The 25,670-nt window shown below is 62.7% G+C and carries 21 protein-coding genes; 20 read left to right on the forward strand and 1 reads right to left on the reverse strand.

All coding sequences use genetic code 11. From position 1 onward, the window contains the following. Positions 1 to 100 precede the first annotated feature (100 nt). Positions 101 to 886 (reverse strand): M949_RS01915 family surface polysaccharide biosynthesis protein, encoded by a 786-nt coding sequence (locus K1X80_RS14450; protein WP_220172233.1) that lies wholly within the window; start codon positions 884 to 886, stop codon positions 101 to 103. Between the two features lie 453 nt (positions 887 to 1,339). Here K1X80_RS14450 and arnC point away from each other — a divergent pair, with 453 nt between their 5' ends. The 20 genes from arnC to K1X80_RS14550 all read left to right on the forward strand — a co-directional run bounded on the left by arnC (position 1,340) and on the right by K1X80_RS14550 (position 25,660). After that, a complete protein-coding gene (gene arnC / locus K1X80_RS14455; RefSeq protein ID WP_220172234.1) occupies positions 1,340 to 2,374 on the forward strand; it encodes an undecaprenyl-phosphate 4-deoxy-4-formamido-L-arabinose transferase in 1,035 nt (344 codons plus the stop codon). Next, positions 2,371 to 4,374 (forward strand): bifunctional UDP-4-amino-4-deoxy-L-arabinose formyltransferase/UDP-glucuronic acid oxidase ArnA, encoded by a 2,004-nt coding sequence (gene arnA, locus K1X80_RS14460; RefSeq protein ID WP_220172235.1) that lies wholly within the window; start codon positions 2,371 to 2,373, stop codon positions 4,372 to 4,374. The genes arnC and arnA overlap by 4 nt, the downstream gene beginning before the upstream one ends. Beyond that, complete coding sequence (gene arnD, locus K1X80_RS14465) at positions 4,371 to 5,258, forward strand: 4-deoxy-4-formamido-L-arabinose-phosphoundecaprenol deformylase (RefSeq protein WP_169989721.1); 888 nt, start codon at positions 4,371 to 4,373, stop codon at positions 5,256 to 5,258. Before arnA ends, arnD begins: the two co-directional genes overlap by 4 nt. Next, positions 5,255 to 6,910 (forward strand): lipid IV(A) 4-amino-4-deoxy-L-arabinosyltransferase, encoded by a 1,656-nt coding sequence (arnT, locus tag K1X80_RS14470; RefSeq protein WP_186625381.1) that lies wholly within the window; start codon positions 5,255 to 5,257, stop codon positions 6,908 to 6,910. Before arnD ends, arnT begins: the two co-directional genes overlap by 4 nt. Continuing rightward, positions 6,907 to 7,254 (forward strand): 4-amino-4-deoxy-L-arabinose-phosphoundecaprenol flippase subunit ArnE, encoded by a 348-nt coding sequence (gene arnE / locus K1X80_RS14475; protein ID WP_057959490.1) that lies wholly within the window; start codon positions 6,907 to 6,909, stop codon positions 7,252 to 7,254. Before arnT ends, arnE begins: the two co-directional genes overlap by 4 nt. After that, positions 7,251 to 7,655: a 4-amino-4-deoxy-L-arabinose-phosphoundecaprenol flippase subunit ArnF gene (gene arnF / locus K1X80_RS14480; protein WP_220172236.1), complete on the forward strand. Its 405-nt coding sequence runs from the start codon at positions 7,251 to 7,253 to the stop codon at positions 7,653 to 7,655. The genes arnE and arnF overlap by 4 nt, the downstream gene beginning before the upstream one ends. Beyond that, complete coding sequence (locus K1X80_RS14485) at positions 7,652 to 9,025, forward strand: UDP-glucose/GDP-mannose dehydrogenase family protein (protein ID WP_120733139.1); 1,374 nt, start codon at positions 7,652 to 7,654, stop codon at positions 9,023 to 9,025. Before arnF ends, K1X80_RS14485 begins: the two co-directional genes overlap by 4 nt. A gap of 3 nt (positions 9,026 to 9,028) precedes the next feature. Beyond that, entirely contained in the window at positions 9,029 to 10,636 is a 1,608-nt protein-coding gene (locus tag K1X80_RS14490; protein ID WP_128593070.1) for a glycosyltransferase family 39 protein, read from the forward strand. Between the two features lie 190 nt (positions 10,637 to 10,826). Continuing rightward, positions 10,827 to 11,033 carry a type VI secretion system contractile sheath small subunit gene (locus K1X80_RS14495; RefSeq protein ID WP_225923788.1) on the forward strand — a complete coding sequence of 69 codons (207 nt, stop codon included), beginning with the start codon at positions 10,827 to 10,829 and terminating at the stop codon, positions 11,031 to 11,033. Between the two features lie 200 nt (positions 11,034 to 11,233). Further along, positions 11,234 to 11,938: an HPP family protein gene (locus K1X80_RS14500; protein WP_120733143.1), complete on the forward strand. Its 705-nt coding sequence runs from the start codon at positions 11,234 to 11,236 to the stop codon at positions 11,936 to 11,938. 159 nt (positions 11,939 to 12,097) lie between these two features. Then, entirely contained in the window at positions 12,098 to 13,204 is a 1,107-nt protein-coding gene (locus K1X80_RS14505) for an enoyl-CoA hydratase/isomerase family protein (protein WP_220172237.1), read from the forward strand. A gap of 3 nt (positions 13,205 to 13,207) precedes the next feature. After that, positions 13,208 to 14,359 (forward strand): acyl-CoA dehydrogenase family protein, encoded by a 1,152-nt coding sequence (locus tag K1X80_RS14510; RefSeq protein WP_120733147.1) that lies wholly within the window; start codon positions 13,208 to 13,210, stop codon positions 14,357 to 14,359. Between the two features lie 98 nt (positions 14,360 to 14,457). Then, on the forward strand, positions 14,458 to 14,907 hold the full coding sequence (locus K1X80_RS14515) for an SRPBCC family protein (RefSeq protein ID WP_120733150.1): 450 nt from the start codon (positions 14,458 to 14,460) through the stop codon (positions 14,905 to 14,907). A 166-nt stretch (positions 14,908 to 15,073) separates the two neighbouring features. Next, positions 15,074 to 15,520: a DUF411 domain-containing protein gene (locus K1X80_RS14520; RefSeq protein WP_057959482.1), complete on the forward strand. Its 447-nt coding sequence runs from the start codon at positions 15,074 to 15,076 to the stop codon at positions 15,518 to 15,520. Between the two features lie 3 nt (positions 15,521 to 15,523). Then, a complete protein-coding gene (locus K1X80_RS14525; protein WP_220172238.1) occupies positions 15,524 to 15,952 on the forward strand; it encodes a YqaA family protein in 429 nt (142 codons plus the stop codon). 33 nt (positions 15,953 to 15,985) lie between these two features. Next, entirely contained in the window at positions 15,986 to 16,939 is a 954-nt protein-coding gene (locus K1X80_RS14530; protein WP_220172239.1) for a D-2-hydroxyacid dehydrogenase family protein, read from the forward strand. A 558-nt stretch (positions 16,940 to 17,497) separates the two neighbouring features. Further along, complete coding sequence (gene glgA, locus K1X80_RS14535; protein ID WP_057436591.1) at positions 17,498 to 19,057, forward strand: glycogen synthase GlgA; 1,560 nt, start codon at positions 17,498 to 17,500, stop codon at positions 19,055 to 19,057. A gap of 14 nt (positions 19,058 to 19,071) precedes the next feature. Beyond that, a complete protein-coding gene (gene treZ, locus K1X80_RS14540) occupies positions 19,072 to 20,829 on the forward strand; it encodes a malto-oligosyltrehalose trehalohydrolase (RefSeq protein WP_220172240.1) in 1,758 nt (585 codons plus the stop codon). After that, positions 20,826 to 22,910, forward strand: coding sequence for a 4-alpha-glucanotransferase (malQ, locus tag K1X80_RS14545; protein WP_220172241.1), 2,085 nt, complete (start codon positions 20,826 to 20,828; stop codon positions 22,908 to 22,910). Before treZ ends, malQ begins: the two co-directional genes overlap by 4 nt. Next, complete coding sequence (locus K1X80_RS14550; RefSeq protein ID WP_120733156.1) at positions 22,907 to 25,660, forward strand: malto-oligosyltrehalose synthase; 2,754 nt, start codon at positions 22,907 to 22,909, stop codon at positions 25,658 to 25,660. The genes malQ and K1X80_RS14550 overlap by 4 nt, the downstream gene beginning before the upstream one ends. The last annotated feature ends 10 nt before the right edge of the window (positions 25,661 to 25,670 follow it).

The following is a 25,670-nucleotide window of genomic DNA, read 5'->3' on the forward strand; positions in this document are numbered from 1 at the left end:
AGCCTTGAGATTAAATATAGAGACTAAGCCTATGTTTAATATCAGTATTTAGTGGTTTAGCGAGCGCCGAGTCTAACCCAGGTCGGCGCTGCATACCAAACTAGGGCTCATCCTCGGCGGGTGCCGGGCTTTGCTGCTGGCTCCAGTCGGCGTTCTGTTTTTGCATCAACGCAAACCATTGCTGACGCATGAAAGCCAACAGCTTGGTGGGCGCCTTGGCGAAGTCCTGCTCGTCGTTGTAGCAGCCTGGCAATGGCAGGTCGGTGCCCTGCTCCTGGTATTGACTGAGCAACGCCTGCTGCCCGGCAACACTGCAATCGGTGGGCAGCGGCATGCCGCGCAGGGCGCCGGCTTCCTCGTCCCACCAACTGGCGCCATAGCGGTCAACCCCGCGCAGTCCGTATTTGTGTGATTTGCCGATATGCATGATCAGCTTGAATTCACGGGGGCTGACATCACTGGTGCAGGTGCGCGAATAGCCCACGGTCACTTGGCTGGGGCCATCCCCCAGCAGGTCGGTGACGTGAGTCGCGGCGCTATCGAAATGCAGGCCGGCGTCGAATTCGCAACGCTGCACATCGTCATGCAGCATCCACAGACGCTTGGGCCGGTCACCCTCCAGCAGGTACTGCGCAGCATAGATCGCCGCCGATTGTGTGCCGTCGTCATCGCGCTCGCCGGCTTCCTGCTCGGCCAACACCAACAGGTTGTGGCCCTGCCGGTCATCCCAGCTATACGCGGCGACCTGCCGGCCCCTGACTTCGACCCCGGCAGGAACCTGAACGACCGGCGTCAGGCTCAGCCCCTCGTCCGCCCGGGCGGCATGGGCCGCGCCTAGCGTCATCCACAACATCATCAAGACTGGCCGTATCTGCACGCTGTTCATCCGACTACCCAGGCAAGAGATCGCTTACTTTACCGGGACTTGCAGAGGGTTGCAGAGAAGATTCTTCAGGCGCCACGGATTAACAAACCGGGTGATTCAGCGTGAATACGCACTAAAGCACTTACAGATAATGACTACAGCGCAAACAGTTATCGTTTGTCTGCGTTCCTTATTGTCTAGCTGAACACTAGCTGTCTGCCCACCAAATAAACGAGTTTTTCATCGGCCTTTCATATTCGCTGGACAAATTTGCGCTTAATCTTGGCCGCAATACTTGAGGGAATGCCCTGCTTTGCTGACTAACCCCTTGATAATGCTTTATCTTTGGCCGTAATGGGCTTTACTCAGGATGGGTATGCTATCGGCCATTTTTTATTGAGTCGCCTGCACTTTAATCCCATGTTTGTTGTCATCTCTACGCTCAAAGTTGCTCTAATCCGAGGTCATGAATCTTTGAAACCCTACCCTATTCATTGCGTGTCGATCGTTATCCCGGTCTACAACGAAGAACAGAGCCTGCCCGAACTGCTGTGCCGTACCCGTGCGGCGTGCGAGCAGTTGGCCTATGAGTATGAAATCATCCTGGTAGACGACGGCAGCCGCGACAGTTCCGCCCAACTGCTCGAAGACGCGGCAACCGAGCCCGGCAGCCATGTGGTGGCCGTGATCCTCAACCGTAACTACGGCCAGCACGCGGCAATCATGGCCGGTTTCGAACAATGCCGGGGCGAGGTGGTGATTACCCTCGATGCCGACCTGCAAAACCCGCCCGAAGAGATTCCACGCCTGGTCGAGCAAGCCGCCCTGGGCTACGACGTGGTCGCCACCGTGCGCAACAACCGCCAGGACTCGGCCTTTCGCCGCTGGCCTTCACGCCTGATCAACCTGGCCGTGCAGCGCTCCACCGGCGTGGCCATGACCGACTATGGCTGCATGCTGCGCGCTTACCGGCGCACCATCGTCGATGCCATGCTCGCCTGCCGTGAGCGCAGCACCTTTATCCCGATCCTGGCCAACGGCTTTGCGCGCCATACCACGGAGATCCTGGTGCACCACGCCGAGCGCGAACACGGCGAATCCAAATACAGCGCCATGCGCCTGATCAGCCTGATGTTCGACCTCTTGACCTGCATGACCACCACGCCCCTGCGCCTGTTGTCCATCGTCGGCTTCAGCCTGGCGGCCCTGGGCATGCTGTTTGCGTTTGCCTTGATCGTGCTGCGCCTGGCCTTTGGTGCCGATTGGGCCGGCGATGGCCTGTTCGTGCTGTTCGCCGTGCTGTTTGTGTTTACTGGCGGGCAGTTCATCGGCATGGGCCTGTTGGGCGAATACCTCGGGCGGATGTACAGCGATGTGCGTGCCCGCCCCCGCTTTTTTATTGAAAAGGTGCTGCGCAACGAGCCGACAGCCCCAGCGCCAGCGGTCATCGTCGATGGCCTGCCCTCTTCCCAATCGTCCACTTCCTCTTCCAGTCAGGTTTCGTCATGAGTTCTAAAGCTGTTGTTTTTGCTTACCACGACATTGGCTGTGCAGGCATCGAAGCCCTGCTCGCTACGGGCTACCAGATTGCTGCCGTGTTCACCCATGCCGATGACCCCAAGGAAAACACCTTCTACGGCTCGGTCGCCCAGCTGTGCGCCCGCCACGGCATCCCGGTGCACGCGCCGGAAGACGCCAACCACCCGCTGTGGGTCGAGCGTGTGGCCAAGCTGAACCCGGACTTCATCTTCTCGTTCTACTACCGCAACCTGCTGGGCGAAGCGCTGTTGGCCACCGCGCGCCAGGGCGCGTTCAACCTGCATGGTTCGCTGCTGCCCAAATACCGTGGCCGTGCGCCGGCCAACTGGGTGCTGGTCAACGGCGAAACCGAAACCGGCGTGACCCTGCACCGCATGGTCAAGCGTGCGGATGCTGGCGCGATTCTCGCCCAGCAAAAAGTCATGATCGAACGCAGCGACACCGGCCTGACACTCCACGCCAAGCTGCGCGAGGCGGCCACCCAGTTGCTGCGTGACGCGCTGCCGCAACTGGCCAAGGGCACGTTGAGCGAAACCGCCCAGGACGAAAGCCAGGCCACCTGCTTTGGCCGCCGTACCCCGGCGGACGGCAAGCTCGTCTGGAGCAAACCTGCAGAACAGCTGTTCAACCTGGTGCGGGCCGTGACCCAGCCGTACCCTGGCGCCTTCTGTGCCGTGGGCGAACACAAGCTGATCGTGTGGCAAGCCGAAGTACTCAAGGGCAACGAAGGCCAGGCGCCCGGCCGTGTGATCAGCGTCAACCCGCTGCGCATTGCCTGCGGTGAAGACTCTCTGGTCATCAACTTCGGCCAGCGCAATGACCATGGCCTGTACCTGACCGGCCCGGCCCTGGCCGATGAGCTGGGCCTGGTGGATGGCTCGATCCTGCGCGGCGCCGAATCGGGCGGTAAACCACGGCGTACCCGCGTGCTGATCCTGGGGGTCAACGGCTTTATCGGCAACCACCTGTCCGAGCGCCTGTTGCGCGACGATCGCTACGAAGTCTACGGCCTGGATATCGGCTCCGACGCCATCGAGCGCCTGCGCAGCCACCCCAACTTCCATTATGTGGAAGGCGATATCAGCATTCACTCCGAGTGGATCGAGTACCACATCAAGAAATGCGACGTGGTCCTGCCGCTGGTGGCCATCGCCACGCCCATCGAATACACCCGCAACCCGCTGCGCGTGTTCGAGCTGGACTTCGAAGAAAACCTCAAGCTGGTGCGCTACTGCGTCAAGTACAACAAACGCGTGATTTTCCCGTCGACCTCTGAAGTCTATGGCATGTGCCAGGACCAGAACTTCGACGAAGACACCTCCAACCTGGTGGTCGGCCCGATCAATAAACAGCGCTGGATCTACTCGGTCTCCAAGCAGTTGCTGGACCGGGTGATCTGGGCCTATGGCGCCAAGGGTCTGAATTTCACCCTGTTCCGCCCATTCAACTGGATGGGCCCGCGCCTGGATCGCCTGGACTCGGCACGCATCGGCAGCTCCCGGGCCATTACCCAGTTGATCCTCAACCTGGTGGAAGGCACGCCGATCCGCCTGTTTGACGGCGGCGAGCAGAAGCGCTGCTTCACCGACATTGCCGACGGCATCGAGGCCCTGGCGCGGATCATCGACAACGATAACGACGCGTGCAACGGCCAGATCATCAATATCGGCAACCCGGACAACGAAGCCAGCATCCGCCAGTTGGGCGAAGAACTGCTGCGTCAGTTCGAGGCCCACCCGTTGCGCGGTAACTTCCCGCCATTCGCGGGCTTTCGCGAAGTGGAAAGCAAGGCGTTCTACGGCGCCGGTTATCAGGATGTGGCGCACCGCAAGCCGAGCATTGCCAACGCCAAGCGCCTGTTGAACTGGGAGCCGAGCGTGGCGATGAGCGAAACCATCGGCAACACCCTGGACTTCTTCCTGCGTGAAGCAATGCTGGAAATCGCCCAGTCCAGCGAAGCAGGCAAATAATGAAGGCAGGTCTGCGCATCGACGTCGACACCTACCGCGGCACCCGTGATGGCGTGCCACGGTTGCTGGAGTTGCTGGATGAGGCCGGCATCAAGGCGACGTTCTTCTTCAGTGTCGGCCCGGACAACATGGGCCGCCACTTGTGGCGCCTGATCCGCCCGCAGTTCCTGTGGAAGATGCTGCGCTCCAACGCTGCCGGGCTGTATGGCTGGGACATTCTGCTGGCCGGCACTGCCTGGCCGGGCAAGCCGATTGGCCGCGACCTGGGGCACCTGATGCGCCAGGCCAAGGCCGCCGGGCACGAAGTGGGCCTGCACGCCTGGGATCACCATGGCTGGCAAGCCAATGCCGGGCGCTGGAGCGATGCGCAGTTGGTGGAGCAGGTACGCCGTGGGCTCGACACCCTGGGCGATATCCTCGGCGCCCCGGTGCAGTGTTCTGCCGCCGCCGGCTGGCGGGCCGATGAGCGTGTGGTGCAGGCCAAGCAAGGCTTTGGCTTGCGCTACAACAGCGACTGTCGCGGCACCAGCCTGTTCCGCCCGATCCTCGCCGATGGCAGCGCCGGCACGCCGCAGGTCCCGGTGGACTTGCCGACTTTCGATGAGGTGGTCGGGCCACAGGTCGCGTCCAAGGACTTCAATCGCTTTATTCTTGATCGGTTCACCGAATCGACACTCAACGTCTATACGATCCACGCAGAAGTAGAAGGGATTCTGATGGCCAATGAATTTCGCCAGCTGCTCGCCCAGGCAGGACAGCGCGGCATCCAGTTCCAACCCTTGGGCAACCTGCTGCCGGCCGATCCGGCCAGCCTGCCCCTGGCGCATCTGACACGCGGCGTACTCGGCGGCCGCGAAGGCTGGCTGGGAGTGCAACAGGCATGATCCGACGTTGGGCCCTGCCCCTGCTCCTGTTGGTCTTCGGCCTGTGCTATCTGTTGCCGATGGTCACCCATGGCCTGTGGATCCCGGACGAAACCCGTTATGCGCAGATCAGCCAGGAAATGCTGCTGACCGGCAAATGGGCGTCGCCGCACTTTATGGGCATCCGCTATTTCGAAAAACCGGCGGCCGGCTACTGGATGATCGCCCTCGGCCAGGCGCTGTTCGGGCAGAACCTGTTCGGCGTGCGCGTAGCCTCTGCGCTGGCCACGGGCTTGAGCATATTGCTGGTGTACTTCATGGCCCGGCGCCTGTGGAACGATCCGCGCAAGAGCCTGGTCTGCAGCGTGCTGTACATGAGTTTTATCAGCGTGGCGATGTCCGGTGGCTACGCCAACCTCGACCCGCAGTTCAGTTTCTGGGTCAACCTCAGCGGCGTGGCCTTGTGGCTATGTATCGACAGCCAGACCCGACGCGCCCGCCTGGGCGCCTGGGCCTTGCTGGGGTTTGCCTGCGCCATGGGCTTCATGACCAAGGGTTTTCTGGCGTGGCTGCTGCCGGTATTGATCGCCCTGCCCTATATGGTCTGGCAAAAGCGTTTGCGTGAACTGTTGGCCTATGGTCTGGTTGCCGTGGCGGTGGCGATTGCGGTCAGCCTGCCCTGGGCGCTGATGGTGCATGCCCAGGAGCCCGACTACTGGAACTTCTTCTTCTGGCACGAGCACATCCAGCGGTTTGCCGGTGAAGATGCCCAGCACGAACAAGCCTGGTGGTACTACCTGCCGTTGCTGGCCGCGTTCAGCTTGCCGTGGCTGGCCCTGCTGCCCTCCACCCTGAAACAGGCGTGGCAGGAAAAACGCACGCACAAGATCGGCTTCCTGTTGTTTTGGCTGCTGATGCCCCTGGCGTTTTTCAGCCTGAGCAAGGGCAAGCTGCCGGCCTATATCCTGCCGTGCCTGCTGCCTTTGGCATTGCTGATGGGCCATACCCTGACCGACAAGCTGGCCCAGGCCCGTGGCCGGGTGCTGCAAGTCAATGGCTGGCTCAACCTGATCATCGGGGTGCTGGGCCTGCTGGCAATCGTGTACTTCCAGTTGAAGAAGCCGATTTATGCCCCGCAGCAGGAACTGCTGAGCCTGGTGCTGGTATTCAGCGTGCTGCTGGGCTGGATCATCGCCAACCTGCTGCAGGCGTTACGCCCGTTGCGTTTGTGGGCGGCGCCGGCACTGGGCAGTTGGTTACTGGTGGCCCTGGTGCCGGCGGCATTGCCGCACTCGGTGGTGAATAACAAGACACCGGACCAGTTCATTATCGATCACGCCGTAGAACTGGCGACTACCCAGCGCCTGCTGAGCAACGACCTGGGCGCAGCCTCGGCCCTGGCGTGGCGGCTCAAGCGTCCGGACGTGGCGCTGTACAACACCACCGGAGAAGTCAAATACGGCCTGGCCTATGCCGACAGCGCCGCCCGACGGGTCAAACTCGCAAGCGTCCAGCAGTGGCTGGGCGACGCGCGCAAACAGGGTTCGGTGGGCGTGGTAATGCGCGTGAAGGGCGCATCTGAGCAACGCGAACTGGCATTGCTGCCCGCAGACGGCAAGCGCTACGAGCAAGGCAATATGGTGATTCTGCTGTTCCCGCAGGTGGCGCCTTGATCACCCTGCTGCTGCTTCTGGCCGCGTGCCTGCTGACCTGCATGGGCCAGATCGCGCAAAAGTATGCCGTGGAAGGCTGGCGCGGCCAGCCTGCGGGCTGGGCGTTGAAACTGCGCTCGCCCTGGCTCTGGTCGGCCCTGCTGTGCCTGGGCCTGGGCCTGCTGGTGTGGCTACTGGTGCTGCAACGCCTGGAAGTGGGGATTGCCTACCCGATGCTCAGCCTGAATTTTGTATTGATCACCCTGGTGGCGCGCTTTGTGTTCCATGAGCCGGTGGATCGCCGCCACTGGGTGGGCGTGGCCCTGGTGATGGCCGGCGTGCTGCTGCTGGGAGGTCAGGTATGAGCCGGTTGCGCGGTTTCACCCTGGCGTTATCCAGCGTAGCACTGGTCAGCGCGGCCCAGTTGGGCATGCGCTGGAGCATGACGCGCCTGCCATTGCCGGCGGAGTGGCTCGCCGCGCCCATGGTTGATCCCGTGGCCTTGGGCGTGGTCGCCCTGGCCATCGTGGCCTACGCCCTGTCAATGCTGTGCTGGCTCGGCGCGCTGCAGCACCTGCCCCTGGGTCGCGCCTATTCGTTGCTGAGTATCAGCTACGTCCTGGTGTACCTGCTGGCGGTCAGCCTGCCGGGCTTCAACGAACCCTTTTCCCTGTCACGGACCTTGGGGGTGGCTCTGGTCATCCTGGGTGTGCTGACCATCAACTCCCGTCGTATCGGCAACACAAGCCCCAGGAATACCCCATGAAAATCAGCGTATTTGGTAGTGGTTACGTTGGCCTGGTACAGGCCACCGTATTGGCCGAGGTCGGTCACGATGTGATCTGCATGGACGTTGACGAAAACAAGGTGCGCCTGCTGCAACAGGGCCATGTGAGCATTTTCGAGCCGGGGCTTGCCAGCCTGGTCCGGGAAAACCTGGAAAACGGCCGGTTGACCTTCACCAGCCAGGAAAAACTCGCGGTCGAGCATGGCGAAGTGTTGTTTATCGCCGTTGGCACGCCTTCGGACGAAGACGGCTCGGCGGACTTGAAGTATGTGCTGTCGGTGGGCGATGCGGTGGCCCGCCATCGCGTCGAGCCGGTAATCCTGGTGGAAAAATCCACGGTCCCGGTGGGCACCGGCGACACCCTGCGCGCCCATATCGACAAGGCCCTGGCCGGTCGCAGCCTGGTGTTCGATATTGTCTCCAACCCGGAATTCCTCAAGGAAGGCTCTGCGGTGGCCGACTGCCGACGCCCCGACCGGATCATCATCGGTTGTGAACGCGAAGAAGTGCGTGAGGTGATGCGTGACCTGTACGCGCCGTTCAACCGCAACCACGACCGCATTATCTTTATGGATGTGCGCAGCGCCGAGCTGACCAAGTACGCCGCCAACTGCATGCTGGCGACCAAGATCAGCTTTATCAACCAGATCGCCGAGCTGGCCGAGCACCTGGGGGCCGATATCGAATCGGTGCGCCTGGGCATCGGCGCCGACTCGCGGATCGGCTACCACTTTATCTACCCGGGCTGCGGCTACGGCGGCTCGTGCTTCCCCAAGGACATGCGCGCGCTGATCCACAGCGCTCGCCAAGCCAATTGCTCCAGTGACCTGCTCGAAGCGGTGGAAGCCATCAACCAGCGGCAGAAAAGCAAACTGTTCGAGCGGATCCGGGCGTTCTACAAGGGCGAACTGCGCGGCAAAACCTTCGCCTTGTGGGGCCTGGCGTTCAAGCCCAACACCGACGACATGCGCGATGCCCCCAGCCGGGTGCTGATGGAATCGCTGTGGGCCGCCGGGGCCAACGTGCGGGCCTTCGACCCCGAGGCCATGCAGGAAACCCAGAAGCTGTACGGCGATAATCCGCGCCTGATGCTGATGGGCACCCCGGAATCGACCCTGGGCGGCGCCGATGCCTTGATCATCTGCACTGAGTGGCAGCAGTTCAAAGCCCCGGATTTCGACCTGCTGCACGCCCGCCTCAAGGCGCCGGTGATCTTTGACGGGCGCAACCTGTATGACGCCGAGCGCCTGGCGCGCAAGGGCTTCCACTACTTCCCGATGGGGCGTGGGCAGTCCTGCGACTTGCCGATCCCCCAGCAACAGTGGGTACCCCGGCTGCTGGAGGCCTGAGGCGTGGACACGCTAGCCAGCCCGGCCCTGCACCGCCAATCCTGGGGCGTCGGGCTCCTGGCGCTGCTGCTGTTTGTCGCCGGCAACTGGGACCAGGCAATTATCGGTTTTGACTCGCGCTTTGTGCTGTTCGCCCAGGAGATGTTGCGCCACGGCCCGGGGTTTTTCCCCTCCACCTATGGCCAGCCGTATGCCGATTACCTGTCGACCTCAACCCTGCTGACCTGGCTGTTGTCGCTGCCCCTGGGGCGGGTCACCAGCTTCAGTGCCTGGCTGCCGACCGCCGTTGCCTCGGCGGTCATCGTCGCCCTGGTCTACCGCCTGACCGCGCCCTACTCCCAGCGCTGGGCGCTGCTGAGCATCGCGTTGTTGTTGCTCAGCAGCACATTTATCAGCGAAACCCGCGCGGTCTCCCTGGATCAGATGCTCGCGGCGGTGACCCTGGCGCTGTTTTACCTGGGCTACGCCCACGATCACTTCGCCAGCCCTCGGCGCCTGCCCTGGCTATTGCTCCTGTTATTGCTCGGCTTTGCGATTCGCGGGCCCATCGGCCTCGTGATCCCCACCGGGGTGTTGTGCAGCTATTACCTGCTCAATCGTCAGTGGCGCCGGTTGTTCAGCTTCGGCGTGCTGGCCTTGGCGCTGCTGCTGGCGTGTGTCGGCTTGCTGCTGTTGCTGGCCAAGGTCAGTGGTGGCGAAAGCTTTATGCAGGACGTGATCCGCATGCAGTTCCTCGGGCGCCTGGACGGCCGCGAAGGCTCCGGCAGCGTCTGGTATTACTTCAGCAGCTCCCTGGGCAACTACGCCCCGGCCTACCCGTTGGCCCTGCTGGCGCTACTGGCGGTGCTGTTCAGTGCCCGGCGCACCGCTGATAGCGCATGGCAGTTGTTGCTGGGGTGCACGGCTGCGGGTTTGATCGTGCTGCTTGGCCTGTCGATCCCCGAGGCGAAAAAAGCCCGCTATGTGTTACCGATGATGCCGATGGTGGCGATTATCGCCGCGTACCCGTTCCACAGGGTGGACGGGCGGCTGTTCAAGGGGCTGCGGGGCTTGATGCTGGGGCTGTGGGCGCTGACCCCGGGGCTGTTGATCGGCGCGCTGCTGGTGGCGCGCCAGCGCTTTGCTGCGCAGCTGGAGCATTTCCAGGGCGTGTTGGGCCTGTTGATCGGCTTGCAGCTCCTGAGTGTGGGGATGCTCCTCAAGTGGCGCTGGCGCCCGGTGGGGCCGGCGTTTTGCGCGGTGCTGGCGGTTTGGGGCCTGTACATCCTGGTGGTCGAACCGGTGGAGCGCCGTCTCTACGACACCCGCACCTTTGCCCGCGAGGCCCATGCGCTGATCCAGCAGCACCCGGCGCCGCTGGTATTGCATGGCTTGGGTAAAGACGCCAAGGCCATCAAGTTCATGGTCAATGTGGAATGTGACCGGGTGCCGCTGTTTACCCAGGCACCTGCAGACCTGGCCTCGTTGCCGACGCCGGCGTGGCTGGTGATGGACCAGGCTGATTTCCAGCGCCTCGATGAGCCACGCTGGCGCGGATTGACGCCGGTACTGACGGGGCCATTCGATAAAAACACCTATGTGCTGCTGCGTCTGGAGCGGGCTGGGCCATAGCAGGCATTTAAAGCCCTGTGGGGTGGTCATAAGCGCCACACGCACTATCAAGAAAGCTCCTACGTTTGTATCCGTAAATGCCGGTACCAGCTCCCCTATCAGCCCCATAACCCCGGCGCTAAACTGGTTTTACATCTGTGCTGCATAGTTACCGCCAAACGTTCAAAAGACGCCTCAGAGGATCGCCGCCATGGCTAAAGAGCAATTGCCTATTGAGCAGGTACATGTCGGCTATATCCCCATGCCCACCCTTGATCGGCTGATGGAGTTGCGCGACGCCCTGGTCGCGCTCAAGGGGCCGCTGGCCAATGACCCACGGCTGCGGGAAAGTGTGCAGAAGTCGTTGATCAATGCCGAGAACCACGAGCGGGTGCTGGGCAAGGTCAGCCTGGGGTAGGAGCGATGTTGATGCAAAAATACTGCACTTAACCTGCATTAATATGCATTGGCGAGGGGTTTGATTGATCGGCACACTTCGCCGGTTCCTCCCCCAAATGTTGGAACTTTCGCAGGGCTTTGCGGGAAACCGCAAAGCCCTTCTTTTTGCCTGATCCCGCATTATTTCCTGCTCGCCTTTGAAGATTGGACTGCCCCGCAATGCTCGCTCGTTGGTTACCCGCTGCTATCAATACCCGTCCCGCCGAATGGAGCCGCGCCGCCATCGGCATGGCCCTGGGCACCCTGTTTAGCGTATGGCTCTGCGCCCAGGTGTATGGCCTGGAAGTGGCCATGCACCTGCTGGGTCCGCTGGGGGCCTCTGCCGTGCTGTTGTTTGCGGTGTCATCGGGGGCCCTCGCCCAGCCATGGTCGATTATTGGCAGCTATCTATGCGCCAGTGTGGTGGCCTTGCTGGTAGCCCGGGTCTTGGGCCGGACCCTGGGCAGTGCCTGCCTTGCGGCGGGCATGGCGTTGATGCTGATGTGCTGGCTGCGTTGCCTGCACCCGCCCTCGGGTGGCCTGGCCATGACCCTGGTCCTTGCCGACCCGGCCAGCATCGCCCTGGGTTGGCAGGAGGTCGGGCCGGTCATGCTGGGGGCTGGCACCCTGCTGCTCTCGGCCCTGGCCTATAACAACCTGACCCGCACCCGTTACCCCAAGGGCCCCGCCGAGGTGCCGGTGATGGTGCAACCGCACGCTCGGGAGGTGGACGCCAAAATCACCGCCGTGGACCTGGAGCAGGCGTTGGCGCAAATGGAGCAGTTTTTCGACGTCACCCCCAGCGAACTGGAAGAGCTGATCCACATCGCCGAAGACCATGCGCGCCGCCGCAGCATTGGCCAAGTGCTGGCCAGCCGGGTGTAGGCGCGCCCACCCTGGTTTTTTATCGAATACCCCCCTGCATAAATGCAAAGATGACCTGCAGGATTCAGGCTTGTACTGGGCAAATTTGCACTGGTACGATCCGGAGATGGTTCGCCCGCGAACATTTTGATAAAGAACAATAAAAGCAGGGAGTTACAGATGACTGCTCAGGCTCAGTCCCAGGCGACATGCAGCACCCAGTCCTCCCAGGACAGCGTCCTGGCCGAAGTACGCAACCATATCGGCCACCTGACCCTCAACCGCCCCGCCGGCCTCAATGCCATCACCCTGGACATGGTCCGCAGCCTTTCGGCGCATTTGCGCGCCTGGGCCGAGGATGCCCAGGTGCATGCCGTGGTGTTGCGCGGCGCCGGCGAGAAAGCCTTCTGCGCCGGTGGCGATATCCGCTCGCTGTACGACAGCTTCAAGGGTGGCGACACCCTGCATGAAGACTTCTTCGTCGAAGAATACGCCCTCGACCTGGCCATTCATCATTACCGCAAGCCGGTCCTCGCCCTGATGGACGGCTTTGTCCTGGGCGGCGGCATGGGCCTGGTCCAGGGGGCCGACCTGCGGGTTGTCACCGAACGCAGCCGCCTGGCCATGCCGGAAGTGGCCATCGGTTACTTCCCGGATGTGGGCGGCAGCTACTTCCTGCCGCGCATTCCTGGCGAGCTGGGGATTTACCTGGGGGTGACCGGGGTGCAGATCCGCGCCGCCGACGCCCTGTACTGCGGGCTCGCCGACTGGTACCTCGACAGCGCCAGGCTGGCGGAACTGGATCAGAAACTCGACCGCCTGCAATGGCACGATTCGCCACTCAAGGACCTGCAAGGCTTGCTGGCCAAGCTTGCGGTGCAACAATTGCCGGATGCGCCACTGGCCGCCCTGCGCCCGGCCATCGACCACTTCTTTGCCCAGCCGGATGTGCCGAGCATTGTCGAACAACTGCAACAAGTGACCGTCGCCGATAGCCATGAATGGGCGCTGAGCACCGCGCAGTTGATGCAGACCCGCTCCCCCTTGGCCATGGCCGTCACCCTGCAGATGCTGCGACGCGGTCGCCACCTGGCACTGGAAGACTGCTTCGCCCTGGAGCTGCACCTGGACCGCCAGTGGTTCGCCCGGGGCGACCTGATCGAAGGCGTGCGCGCGTTGTTGATCGACAAGGACAAAGCCCCGCGCTGGAACCCGCCAACGCTCTCGGCATTGGACCAGCACCACGTCGACAGCTTCTTCCAAGACTTCGCGAAGAACGGGAACTAACTCATGCAAGATATTGAATTTACAGAAGAACAAGTCATGATTCGCGACATGGCGCGCGACTTTGCCCGTGGCGAAATCGCGCCCCATGCCCAGGCCTGGGAAAAGGCCGGCTGGATCGACGACGGCCTGGTCGCCAAGATGGGGGAACTGGGCCTGCTGGGCATGGTAGTGCCGGAAGAATGGGGGGGCACCTATGTGGATTACGTGGCCTACGCCCTGGCCGTCGAGGAGATTTCTGCGGGTGACGGCGCGGTAGGCGCGCTGATGAGTATCCATAATTCAGTGGGTTGCGGGCCGATCCTCAACTACGGCACACAGGCACAGAAAGAAACCTGGCTGGCCGAACTGGCCAGCGGCCAGGCCATCGGCTGCTTTTGCCTGACCGAGCCCCAGGCCGGCTCCGAAGCCCACAACCTGCGCACCCGCGCCGAATTGCGTGATGGCCAGTGGGTGATCAACGGCGCCAAGCAGTTTGTCAGCAATGGCAAACGGGCCAAATTAGCGATTGTGTTTGCAGTGACCGACCCGGAGTTGGGCAAAAAGGGCATTTCGGCGTTCCTGGTGCCCACCGACACCCCAGGTTTCACCGTGGACCGTACCGAACACAAGATGGGCATCCGCGCCTCGGACACCTGCGCCGTGACCCTCAGCCAGTGCAGCGTGCCCGAAGCCAACCTGCTGGGCGAACGCGGCAAGGGCCTGGCCATTGCCCTGTCCAACCTGGAGGGTGGGCGCATCGGTATCGCCGCCCAGGCCCTGGGCATTGCCCGCGCGGCCTTTGAAGCGGCGTTGGCCTACGCCCGTGACCGGGTGCAGTTCGACAAGGCCATTATTGAGCACCAGAGCGTGGCCAACCTGCTGGCCGACATGCAGACCCGCCTCAATGCCGCACGCTTGCTGATCCTGCATGCCGCACGGTTGCGCAGTGCGGGCAAGCCGTGCCTGTCCGAAGCCTCCCAGGCCAAGCTGTTTGCTTCGGAAATGGCCGAGAAAGTCTGCTCTTCGGCGATGCAGATCCATGGCGGCTATGGCTACCTGGAAGACTACCCGGTGGAACGCTACTACCGGGATGCGCGGATTACGCAGATTTATGAGGGTACCAGTGAGATCCAGCGCATGGTGATTGCGCGGGAGTTGAAAAACTATCAGCTATAGCGCTTGCCGGCGTTACGTCGAAAAAAGCCTGGAGACTCCCGTGCGTTGTACGGGAGTGCGACTATTCTGACAGTTCCTAGCCGCACAGGAGGTGTGACATGAATGCAGTTGAGCACCCGCTCCGCGTCGAGCGAATCAGCCAGGAACGCTATATCCAAGCCCCCATCGAAACCGTCTATGACTACGTGACCCAGCCCGACCGCTGGCACGAATGGCACCCCACCTCGTTGAGCGCAGACACCGGTACCAGCGGCTCACTGCCCGTTGGCCAGCGCTTCACCGAAATGATCGACCTGCTGGGGGTACGAGTGCCCATGAGCTACCGGGTGCAGATCGCCGTGCCGCCCCGGGAGTTCAAGACCGTGTTCACCTCCCTCGCCGTGGATGGCAGCATTCACTACTTTCTCCAGGCGCGTGGCAGCGGCACCCTGTTTACCCGGGTGCTCAGCTATGAGACCGAGCTGCAGCTCGATACCTTGCAAGCGCGCATGGTGGCGCTGTCGAACCAGGCCATGGACCAACTCAAGCAACGCCTGGAGTCGTTCTGAGCTGACAAACTTGTCATCTTTCTCTCAGTTTGCTGACAGCAGCGGACGCTAAGCTCCGAGACTGTCGCGTGCGCGTATAATTTCGAAACATAACCACCTCACCTGCTTCGCAAAAGCGCGGACAATGCGCGCTCTTTGCGCACTCCGTAACCGATGGGACCTGTCTATGAAAACCACCCTGCGCCTGACTTTACTGTCCGCCCTGTTCATGACCAGCCTGGCCCAGGCCGCCGAACTGATCCCGATTGACGTGCATCGCGATGCCAACTGCGGCTGCTGCAAAAAATGGATCAGCCACCTCGAAGCCAACGGGTTCAAGGTCAACGATCATGTGGAAGCCGACATGAGCTCGGTCAAGCAGCGCCTGGGCGTGGCTCCGCGCCTGGCGTCATGCCATACCGCGGTGATCGACGGCAAGTTCGTCGAAGGCCATGTGCCGGCCGATCAAGTGTTGGCCCTGCGCAAACGCGACGATCTATTGGGCATCGCCGCACCTGGCATGCCCATGGGCTCGCCAGGGATGGAAACCCAGGGCATGAGCGACGCCTATCAAGTCATTGGCCTGACCCGCGCCGGCAAAGATGTGGTGGTAGCCGAATACCCGGCCCACTGATCTATGTTTGCAGGCTATGCCGGGCTGTTTCTCAGCGCTTTCGGGGCGGCTACGCTGTTACCGCTGCAATCGGAAGCGGTGCTGGTGGCGCTGCTGCTCAATGGCAGCTACTCGCTGTGGCTACTGCTAGGCATCGCGACCCTGGGCAACGTATTGGGCTCATTGATCAATTGGTTGCTGGGCCGTTCGGTCGAGCTGTTCAAGGACCGTCGCTGGTTTCCTGTGAGCGCTGCACAGTTGGAAAAGTCCCGCGGCCATTATCGTCGTTGGGGCCATTGGTCACTGCTGCTCAGTTGGCTGCCGATCATCGGCGACCCCCTGACCCTGGTGGCCGGCGTGATGCGGGAGCCGCTCTGGCGTTTTATATTGATCGTCAGCCTGGCCAAGGCGGCCCGTTACGCGGTGGTGGCAATGGCTGTGCATTGGGTGTAACGGTCATCCCCAGTTAACGCAAGGCAGGTGTGTATGTCCGTACAGATCGCAGTCATAGATGATTGGCAAGACGTCGCACAGGACGTGGTGGATTGGTCCGTGCTGGAGGCGGTTGGCCAGGTGCATTTCCTGCATGACTATCCGGCCGATACCGCCACCCTGATCGCCCGCTTGCAGGGGTTTGAGGTGATTTGCGTGATGCGTGAGCGCACGCTTTTCGATCAGGCGCTGTTGCAAGGGTTGCCGGCACTTAAACTGCTGGTCACCGGCGGCATGCGCAATGCGGCCATCGACCTGGCCGCGGCCAAGGCCCTGGGCATCCAGGTGTGCGGCACCGACAGCTACAAGCACGCGGCGCCGGAGTTGACCTGGGCGTTGATCATGGCGTCCACGCGCAATCTGCTGGCTGAAGCCAACGCCCTGCGCGCCGGCCAGTGGCAACAAGGGCTGGGCGGCGATCTGCATGGCAAGACCCTAGGCATCCTCGGCCTGGGCAGTATTGGCCAGCGCGTGGCGCAGTTTGGCCAGGTGTTTGGCATGCGCGTGATTGCCTGGAGCGAGAACCTTACCCCGGAACGCGCCGCCGCCGTGGGGGTAACCTGGGTCAGCAAGCGCCAATTGTTCGAGCAGGCCGATGTGCTGTCGATTCACCTGGTGCTCAGCGAGCGCAGCCGTGGACTGGTGGATGCCCAGGCCCTGGCCTGGATGAAGCCCAGTGCACGCCTGGTCAACACGGCACGCGGACCGATCGTTGATGAAGCGGCGCTGGTCGATGCACTGCGCCATGGCCGATTGGCCGGCGCAGCGCTGGATGTGTTCGGGCAGGAGCCATTGCCGGCGGACCATGAGTTCCGCCATCTGCCCAATGTATTGGCCACACCCCATGTGGGCTACGTCAGCGAGCAGAACTACCGGCAGTTCTATGGGCAGATGATTGAAGACATCCAGGCATGGGCTGCGGGGGAGATACGGCGCGGCCTGAATTGAGATCAAACATTAGAAGTAACTTCTAATTCATTGATATATAACCATATTAACTCTTAATAAATCACTTTAAGTACGAACACGCACCACTATCGAGCAGCACTGCCTCGGCGCCCTGCCAAGAGGCACCCATCCCCTGTGGCGAGCGGGCTTGCCCGCGTTGGACTGCGCAGCAGTCCCCCTCTCGTGCCTCTACACACCCAGCCATCGATACGGTCCCCACCCACCACACCGCCGCAAAAAAGATATTGTCCTACAAATTTATCCCACAGCCCTTGCAGGCTCTGGGCTGTGTCCTAGACTGATGACCGATGGGTCACGATCAGAACAAAAGCCCCCGCAATAAATCGAAACTTTCCAACTCTGCCGTAGGTCAGGTTTAAGGTAGGACGCACGCCACCGGCGCCAGCCGGACGTCCGCCCATCCAATCTATTTATCAGTTCGGTGCAATTGGCATAAGCCTTGCCAGTCTGTGCAGTGCTAGTGCGCGTGACCGCAGGACGCGGTTGATTTTCGCTGGGGCCTCAGGCGCTCAGTTGACCAACACATGGGAGAGAACAATGATAAGTGCCGCTTCGGGAACTCAGGGACAGCGTTTTAGTCAGCCGGTCGATGGACCAACCACCTTGGTTGACCTTCCCGGCCCAGTGCGGTCGGTGTCGTCGCAAAATCCCAATCGTAAGAAAGTACTGTTTGTGACCTCGGAGCTGGCTGATCTGGTGAAAACCGGCGGCCTGGGGGATGTGTCCGCTGCCCTGCCCCGAGCCATGGCCCACCTGCACGATGTACGGGTGCTGATTCCGGGCTACCGCCAGGTGCTGGACAGCGACAACCCGATCCATATCATCGGCGAACTGGGCGGGCATGCCGCGCTGCCACCGTGCAAGATCGGGCGCATGGACCTCAAGGACGGCCTGGTCATCTATGTGCTGATCTGCCCCGAACTGTACGAGCGTGAAGGCACGCCCTATGGCGCCAACAACGGCCGCGACTGGCCCGACAACCATATCCGCTTCGCCCGCCTGGGCCTGGCCGCCGCCGATATCGCCGCCAACCTCGCGCAAATCCACTGGTGCCCGGACCTGGTGCATGCCCACGACTGGCCAGCCGGCCTGGCGCCGGCCTACATGCACTGGCGGGGTTCGCGCACCCCCACGCTGTTTACCATCCATAACCTGGCCTATCAGGGCGTGGTCAGCCTGGCCTCGTGCCCGGAACTGGGGATTCCCGAACATGCCTTGCAACAGGAAGGCATGGAGTTCTACGGCAAGATGTCGTTCCTCAAGGCCGGCATGGCCTATTCCAGCCATATCACCACGGTCAGCGCCACCTACGCCCGGGAGATCACCACCCCCGAGTTCGGCTGCGGCCTGGATGGCTTCCTTGCCAGCAAGACCCAGCAAGGCCTGCTCAGTGGCATCCCCAACGGCATTGATGAAAGCTGGGAGTCGTCCACCGACCCACACCTGGACCACCCATTCAATATCGGCGACTGGCAAGGCAAGGCGGTCAACGCAAGCCACGTACGCAAGCTGTTCGGCCTGGACGCGTCCAGCGGCCCGCTGTTTGCCGTGGTGTCTCGCCTGGTCTACCAAAAAGGTCTGGACCTGACCGAAGCCGTCGCCGGCTTTATCGTCGAAAACGGCGGGCAAATTGCCATTATCGGCCGTGGCGAGCCGGAAGAAGAACAAGCCATGCGCGCCCTGGCCCTGCGTTTCCCCGGCCGCATCGGCGTGCGGATCGGCTTTAACGAAACCGACGCCCGCCGCATGTTTGCCGGCAGCGACTTTTTATTGATGCCCTCGCGCTACGAGCCCTGCGGCCTGAGCCAGATGTACGCCCAGCGCTTCGGTTCGCTGCCGGTGGCGCGCAATACTGGCGGTCTGGCTGACACCATCGAAGATGGCGTGACCGGCTTTTTGTTCGACGAATCTACCGTCGAAAGCTACGAAGCCGCCCTCGCCCGTGCCTTCAAGGTGTTTGCCTTCCCCGGCCTGCTCAACGCCATGCGCTGCCGGGCCATGTCCGCGCCATTCAACTGGTGCCAGGCGGTGGAGCCCTATGCCGAACTTTACGAACAACTGGTAGCGAAAGCGCTGGGAAAATCAGGAAAAGTATAAAGAGGTTAGGATAGATGCCGTCACGGACTCTGGAAACATGGCCCCACGGCGCGATCATGCAGGATGCGCAACACACCCGCTTCGCCCTGTGGGCGCCTGATGCGTTTTATGTCAGCGTCGAGCTGCAAGGGGGGCAGTCGGTGCCCATGCTGCCCCAGGCAGCCGGCTGGTTTGTGGCTGACGTGCGCTGTGGGGCCGGTACCCGCTACCACTTTAATATTGATGGCGAGCGCGATGTGCCGGACCCGGCATCGCGCCTCCAGCACGCGGATGTACATGGCGACAGCGTGGTGGTCGATCCCTTGGCCTACCCCTGGCGCCACAGCGCCTGGCAGGGCCGACCCTGGCATGAAGCGGTGATCTACGAGCTGCATGTGGGGGTCCTGGGAGGCTACAGCGCTGTAGAGCAACACCTGCCACGCTTGGCCGAGTTGGGCATCACCGCCATTGAGCTGATGCCCCTGGCGCAGTGTCCTGGCGAGCGTAACTGGGGCTACGACGGGGTGCTGCCCTACGCGCCGCAAGCCTCCCTGGGCACACCGGAGCAGTTGAAACAGCTGATCGACAGGGCCCATGAGCATGGCCTGGCGGTGATTCTGGATGTGGTCTACAACCACTTCGGCCCCGACGGTAACTACCTGGGCCAGTACGCCAAAGGCTTTTTCCGCGAAGACACCCACACCCCCTGGGGCGCCGGGATCGACTTTCGCCGCCGCGAGGTGCGCGACTTCTTTATCGACAATGCGCTGATGTGGCTCCTCGAATACCGCTTCGACGGCCTGCGCCTGGATGCCGTGCATGCCATCGACGACCCGTCGTTCCTCAAGGAGCTGGCCCAACGGGTGCGTGAGCAGGTGGACCCGGACCGCCATGTGTGGCTGGTGCTGGAAAACGAATTCAACCAGGCCAGCCTGTTGCAGCAGGGTTTCGATGCGCAATGGAACGACGACGGGCATAACGCCCTGCACGTGCTGTTGACCGGCGAGACCGACGCCTATTACGCCGACTTTGCCGACGAACCCACCGCCAAACTGGGGCGCTGCCTGGGCGAAGGCTTTATCTATCAGGGTGAAACCACGCGCCACGGTACCCGGCGTGGCGAATCCAGCGAGCACTTGCCGCCCAGTGCCTTTGTGCTGTTTTTGCAGAACCACGACCAGATCGGCAACCGCGCCCTTGGCGAGCGCTTGCATCAACTGTGTTCGCCCCAGGCGTTGCAGGCGGCGACCACCTTGTTGCTGATGTCGCCGATGATCCCGCTGCTGTTCATGGGCGATGAGATCGCCGCCGAGCAGCCCTTCCTGTTCTTTACCGACCATCACGGCGAACTGGCCGAGGCCGTGCGCGAAGGCCGACGCAATGAGTTTGCTGACTTCGCCGCCTTCAGCGACCCCGAGCGCCGCGCGCAGATTCCCGACCCCAACGCGCTGCAGACCTTCGAGCGCTGCATCCCGCAGTTTAGCCAGGCGCCTGCGGCGCTGTATCGCCAGCTGCTGGGCCTGCGCCGGCAACATATCGTGCCCCACCTGCCCGGCAGCATGGCCCTCGGCGCGCAGGTCCTGGGCCAGGGCGCGGTATCGGCCCGCTGGCGGATGGGCAATGGCAGCATCCTGCAGATAGACCTCAACCTGAGTGCGGCCACCCTGCACCATCCGGCCGGCATCACTGAGCTGTTCAGCACCAGCAGCGACCCTGGGTCACTCACGCCCTTCTGCGCCCGCGTCAGCCTGACGCCGGGCGACACCTCATCACCTGTTGGAGAGCACCCTTGAGCGAAGCGCAATTGGAAATACTCGCCAGCCGCGCGGGCCTGGCGGTGGATTGGATCGACGCCAATGGCCGTCCGCAACATGTCAGCGCCGACGCCTTGCGCGCCGTGCTCAACGGCCTTGGCCACCCCGCCGACACCGATGAAGCCATCGCTGCCAGCCTGCAAGACCTGGAACGTGTGCAACGAGACCGGCACCTGGCGCCACTGTTAACCGTGGATGTCGGCAGCAGCCTCGACCTGGCCGCATACTTTGCTCCCGGCACGCCGTGCCAGGTTTACCTGGAGGATGGCAGTACCCAAAGCCTTCAGCTGGACGCCGAGGCCAACCTGCCCGGCACCTTGCCCGTGGGCTACCAGCGGGTACAGATCGGCGGCCAGTCCTTCACCCTGGCTGTCGCGCCCCTGCGCTGTTTCAGCGTGGCCGAGGCGGTGGACAGCCAGCCTGCCCGTGCGTGGGGCCTGAGCGCCCAGTTGTATGCCTTGCGCCGTAGCGGCGACGGCGGTTTTGGCGACACCCAGGCCCTGGAACAACTGGCCCGCGCCGCCGCTGAACGGGGCGTCGATGCCCTGGCTATCAGCCCGCTGCACGCAATGTTCAGCGCCGATACCACGCGCTACAGCCCCTACTCGCCGTCCAGCCGACTGTTCCTCAATAGCTTGTACGCCTCGCCGGGGTGCATCCTCGGCGAGCGCGCAGTGCGCAGCGCCATCGAGTCCACCGGGTTGGCCGATCAGCTGCAGGAACTGGAACAACAAAGCCTGATCGACTGGCCTGCCGCCGCCAAGGTCAAGCAACGCCTGCTGCGCGCCCTGTATGAGGACTTCTGCCAGGGCGAGCACCCGCAGCAGGCGGACTTCCTGAGCTTTCGCCAGGCCGGCGGTGAGGCCCTGGAAAACCACTGCCGCTTCGAAGCCATCCAGGCCGAGCGCGCCGCCAACGGCGAAAGCCTCGACTGGCGCCAGTGGCCCGAGGAGTGGCGCGATCCAGGCAGCGCCGCGCTGGCACAATTTGCCGCCGAGCAAGGCGAAGCCATTGGCTTCTATGCTTTTAACCAATGGCTGATCGCCCGCTGCCTTGAACGTGCGCAACAAGCCGCCCGCGGCAGTGGCATGGGCATCGGCCTGATTGCCGACCTGGCCGTGGGTGCCGATGGCGCCGGCAGCCAGGCCTGGAGCCGTCAGGATGAACTGCTGGCCGACCTGACGGTGGGTGCGCCACCGGACATCCTCAACCGTGCCGGCCAGGGCTGGGGCATCTCCGCGTTCTCTCCCGAAGGCCTGAAACGCAACGGTTTTCGCGCGTTTATCGAAATGCTGCGGGCCAACTTCGCCCATGCTGGCGGCTTGCGTATCGACCATGTGATGGGCTTGCAACGGCTGTGGGTGATCCCCAGGGACGCTTCACCCAAACAAGGCGCTTATCTGTATTACCCGGTGGACGACCTGCTGCGCCTGCTGGCCCTGGAATCCAGCCGGCACCAAGCGATTGTGCTCGGCGAAGACCTGGGCACGGTGCCCGAGGGCCTGCGGGAAAAACTCAGCGCCCGGGCCATGCTGGGCATGCGCGTATTGCTGTTCGAACAGGACCACGGCGGGCGCTTCACGCCGATCCTCGACTGGCCGGATAACGCCCTGGCCACCACCAGTACCCATGACCTGCCGACGCTCAATGGCTGGTGGCACAGCCGCGATATCGACTGGAATGTGCAACTGGGACTGATCGACGCGCCGACGGTGGAGCAATGGAGTGAGCACCGCCAGCGCGAGCGTGAAGCACTGCGCCGGGCCCTGGTTCAAGACCCGCAGAACTTTCTCGATGAGCTGCGCAACGAAACCGACCACATGCTCGATGCCAGCGTGCGCTACCTCGGCCACACCCGTGCGCCGCTGGTGTTGCTGCCCCTGGAAGATGCCCTGGGCGTCGAAGAGCAAGCCAACCTGCCCGGCACTACCGACACCCATCCCAACTGGCGACGGCGCCTGCCGGGGGACGCCGCGCACCTGCTCGACGATGACAACGCTGCGCGCCGCCTGGAGTTACTGGCGGTCGCCCGTAATCAAGCCCTAGAGCGTGACCGATGAACAGCGTCTTGCTACGAGCCACCCAGCGTCTGCAATTTCACAAAGGCTTTACCCTCGATGATGCGGTGCCGCTGGTGCCGTATTTTGCCCGCCTGGGCATCAGCCACCTGTATGCATCGCCCCTGCTCAAGGCCCGCGCCGGTTCAATGCATGGCTACGACGTGGTCGACCCGACCACCGTCAACCCGGAACTGGGCGGCGAACCCGCCTTGCGTCGCCTGGTGGCGGCCCTGCGCGCCCATGAGATGGGGCTGATTCTGGATATCGTGTCCAACCACATGGCCGTCGGTGGCAGCGACAACCCCTGGTGGCTGGATCTGCTGGAATGGGGGCGCCTGAGCCCTTACTGCGAATTCTTCGATATCCAGTGGCACTCCCCCGACCCGCTGCTCAAGGGCCAACTGCTGATGCCCTTCCTCGGCAGCGATTACGGCGAGGCCTTGCAAAGCGGCAACCTGCCCCTGCGGTTTGACCCGGCCCAGGGTAGCTTCTTTGTCGAGCACTACGAGCACCGCTTCCCGATCTGCCCCAGGGACTACGGCGATATCCTGCGCCTGCATCCGCCCCTCAAAGAGCTGGCCGACCGCTTCAGCGCCCTGGCCTATCAGGCCGATGCCTGGCCCCTGGCCGCCAGCCTGAAACAGGAACTGGCCGTACAGGCGCGCGAGCCCCTGAACCTGACAGCCATCGAGCACATCCTGGCGCTGTTTGATGCGCGCCAGCCCGAGGGATTTTCCCGGTTGCACCAACTGCTGGAGCAGCAAGCCTACCGCCTCGCCAGTTGGCGCACGGCGGCGGATGACATCAACTGGCGGCGCTTTTTCGACGTCAACGAGTTGGGCGGCCTGCGGGTGGAGCGGGCCACGGTGTTCGAGGCCACCCACCGCAAGATTTTCCAGCTGATCAGCGAGGGCCTGGTGGATGGCCTGCGCATCGACCATATCGACGGCCTGGCCGATCCCCGTGGCTACTGCCGCAAGTTGCGGCGCCGGGTGGATGGATTGTCGCCGAGCCGGCACTTGCCGATCTTTGTCGAGAAAATCCTCGGCACCGGGGAAACCCTGCGCGAAGACTGGCGGGTAGATGGCACCACCGGCTATGAGTTCATGAACCAGGTGTCGCTGGTACAGCACGACCCCCAGGGGTTCGAGGCGTTGGCCCAGCTGTGGAGCGAGGCCAGCGAGCGGCCGTCGGCGTTTATCGAGGAAGCCTGGCTGGCCCGGCAACAAATCCTCAACGGCTCCCTGGCCGGGGATTTTGAGAGCGTGGCCCAGGCCCTGCTGCAAGTGGCCCGCGCAGATGTGATGAGCCGTGACCTGACCCTGGGCGCGATCCGCCGCGCCTTGCAGGAGCTGATCGTGCACTTCCCGGTGTACCGCACCTACATCAGCGCCTGTGGCCGCAGCGCCGCTGACGAGGCGCTGTTCCAGCAGGCGCTGGCCGGTGCCCGTGGGACTTTGAGCGAAGCCGACTGGCCAGTGCTCGACTACCTGCAACAGTGGCTCGGCGGCCAACTCTGGCGCGAACGCCCGGTGGGGCAGCCGCGCAAGATCCTCAAGCATGCCTGCGTGCGTTTCCAGCAACTGACCTCGCCGGCAGCCGCCAAGGCCGTGGAAGACACCGCTTTCTATCGCTCGGCAGTGCTGCTCTCGCGCAATGACGTGGGTTTCAGTACCGAACAGTTCAGCGCGCCCCTGGCCGAGTTCCATGCCGCCAACCAGCAGCGCCTGCAGACCTTCCCCGATAACCTGCTGGCCACCGCCACCCATGACCACAAACGCGGCGAAGACAGCCGAGCGCGCCTGGCGGTACTCAGCGAGTGCGCGCCCTGGTATGCCGAGCAGGTGCAACAGTGGCGCAGGCTGGCGGCGCCCTTGCGCGATGATCCGGCCATCCCCTCGGCCGGTGATGAGCTGATCCTGTATCAGGTGCTGCTGGGCAGTTGGCCCCTGGACCTGGGCATTGAGAACACCGACGACTATCAGCAGCGCCTCTGGCAGTGGCAGCAAAAAGCCCTGCGCGAAGCCAAGCTGCACAGCAGCTGGAGCGCCCCCAACGATATTTATGAGCAAGGTGTCGAAGCCTTCCTCAGGCGCTTGTTGCTCGAGCCCGCTGGGCTGACCTTGCGCACCGCGATCCACGCGGCGGCCGAGGCCATCGCCCCCGCCGGCGCGTTGAACGGGCTGGCGCAATCCTTGCTGCGCAACACCGTGCCAGGCGTGCCGGACCTGTACCAGGGCGACGAATTCTGGGACTTGAGCCTGGTGGATCCGGACAACCGGCGGCCGGTGGATTTCAATGCCCGGCAACAGGCATTGGCGGCAGCACCCGGCGCCTTGCTTGAGCGCTGGCGTGACGGGCACTTGAAGCAGGCGCTGATTGCCCAGGTGTTGAACCTGCGCAAGGCCTACCCGTTGTTGTTTGCCAGGGGACGCTATGTACCGCTGCAAGTGCTGGGCCGGCATGCCCAACGGATTGTCGCCTTCAGCCGCGAATATCAAGGCCAGTGGCTGTTGGTGGTGGTGCCACGCTGGACCCACGCTCTGCTTGAAAACAGCGCCCAGCCCCGGGTGGATGCGCAGGTTTGGGGCGATACCCGGATCACATTACCGTTCGACGCCACGCTGCAAAATTGGAAGGGACTTTTGCAAACAGGCGCAGTCACACCCAACAAGGAGCTACTGATCAGCGCTGCCCTGGGGGTACTCCCGGTAAATGTCTTTATCCATTCTGACGATCAAGAAAGCTGAAATTTTCTGT

It is taken from the genome of Pseudomonas sp. So3.2b, from assembly GCF_019464415.1.
Classification (GTDB): Bacteria; Pseudomonadota; Gammaproteobacteria; order Pseudomonadales; family Pseudomonadaceae; genus Aquipseudomonas; species Aquipseudomonas shahriarae.

Excerpts from the sequence above, each read along its gene's own strand:
- K1X80_RS14525 (WP_220172238.1), top strand. The coding sequence starts at position 15,524 with ATGTTTGCAGGCTATGCCGGGCTGTTTCTCAGCGCTTTCGGGGCGGCT.
- arnF (WP_220172236.1), top strand. The coding sequence starts at position 7,251 with ATGAGCCGGTTGCGCGGTTTCACCCTGGCGTTATCCAGCGTAGCACTG.
- K1X80_RS14550 (WP_120733156.1), top strand. The coding sequence starts at position 22,907 with ATGAACAGCGTCTTGCTACGAGCCACCCAGCGTCTGCAATTTCACAAA.
- treZ (WP_220172240.1), top strand. The coding sequence starts at position 19,072 with ATGCCGTCACGGACTCTGGAAACATGGCCCCACGGCGCGATCATGCAG.
- K1X80_RS14510 (WP_120733147.1), top strand. The coding sequence starts at position 13,208 with ATGCAAGATATTGAATTTACAGAAGAACAAGTCATGATTCGCGACATG.
- arnT (WP_186625381.1), top strand. The coding sequence starts at position 5,255 with ATGATCCGACGTTGGGCCCTGCCCCTGCTCCTGTTGGTCTTCGGCCTG.
- K1X80_RS14485 (WP_120733139.1), top strand. The coding sequence starts at position 7,652 with ATGAAAATCAGCGTATTTGGTAGTGGTTACGTTGGCCTGGTACAGGCC.
- K1X80_RS14515 (WP_120733150.1), top strand. The coding sequence starts at position 14,458 with ATGAATGCAGTTGAGCACCCGCTCCGCGTCGAGCGAATCAGCCAGGAA.
- K1X80_RS14530 (WP_220172239.1), top strand. The coding sequence starts at position 15,986 with ATGTCCGTACAGATCGCAGTCATAGATGATTGGCAAGACGTCGCACAG.
- K1X80_RS14495 (WP_225923788.1), top strand. The coding sequence starts at position 10,827 with ATGGCTAAAGAGCAATTGCCTATTGAGCAGGTACATGTCGGCTATATC.
- K1X80_RS14450 (WP_220172233.1), bottom strand. The coding sequence starts at position 886 with ATGAACAGCGTGCAGATACGGCCAGTCTTGATGATGTTGTGGATGACG.
- arnA (WP_220172235.1), top strand. The coding sequence starts at position 2,371 with ATGAGTTCTAAAGCTGTTGTTTTTGCTTACCACGACATTGGCTGTGCA.
- glgA (WP_057436591.1), top strand. The coding sequence starts at position 17,498 with ATGATAAGTGCCGCTTCGGGAACTCAGGGACAGCGTTTTAGTCAGCCG.
- K1X80_RS14505 (WP_220172237.1), top strand. The coding sequence starts at position 12,098 with ATGACTGCTCAGGCTCAGTCCCAGGCGACATGCAGCACCCAGTCCTCC.
- K1X80_RS14500 (WP_120733143.1), top strand. The coding sequence starts at position 11,234 with ATGCTCGCTCGTTGGTTACCCGCTGCTATCAATACCCGTCCCGCCGAA.
- K1X80_RS14520 (WP_057959482.1), top strand. The coding sequence starts at position 15,074 with ATGAAAACCACCCTGCGCCTGACTTTACTGTCCGCCCTGTTCATGACC.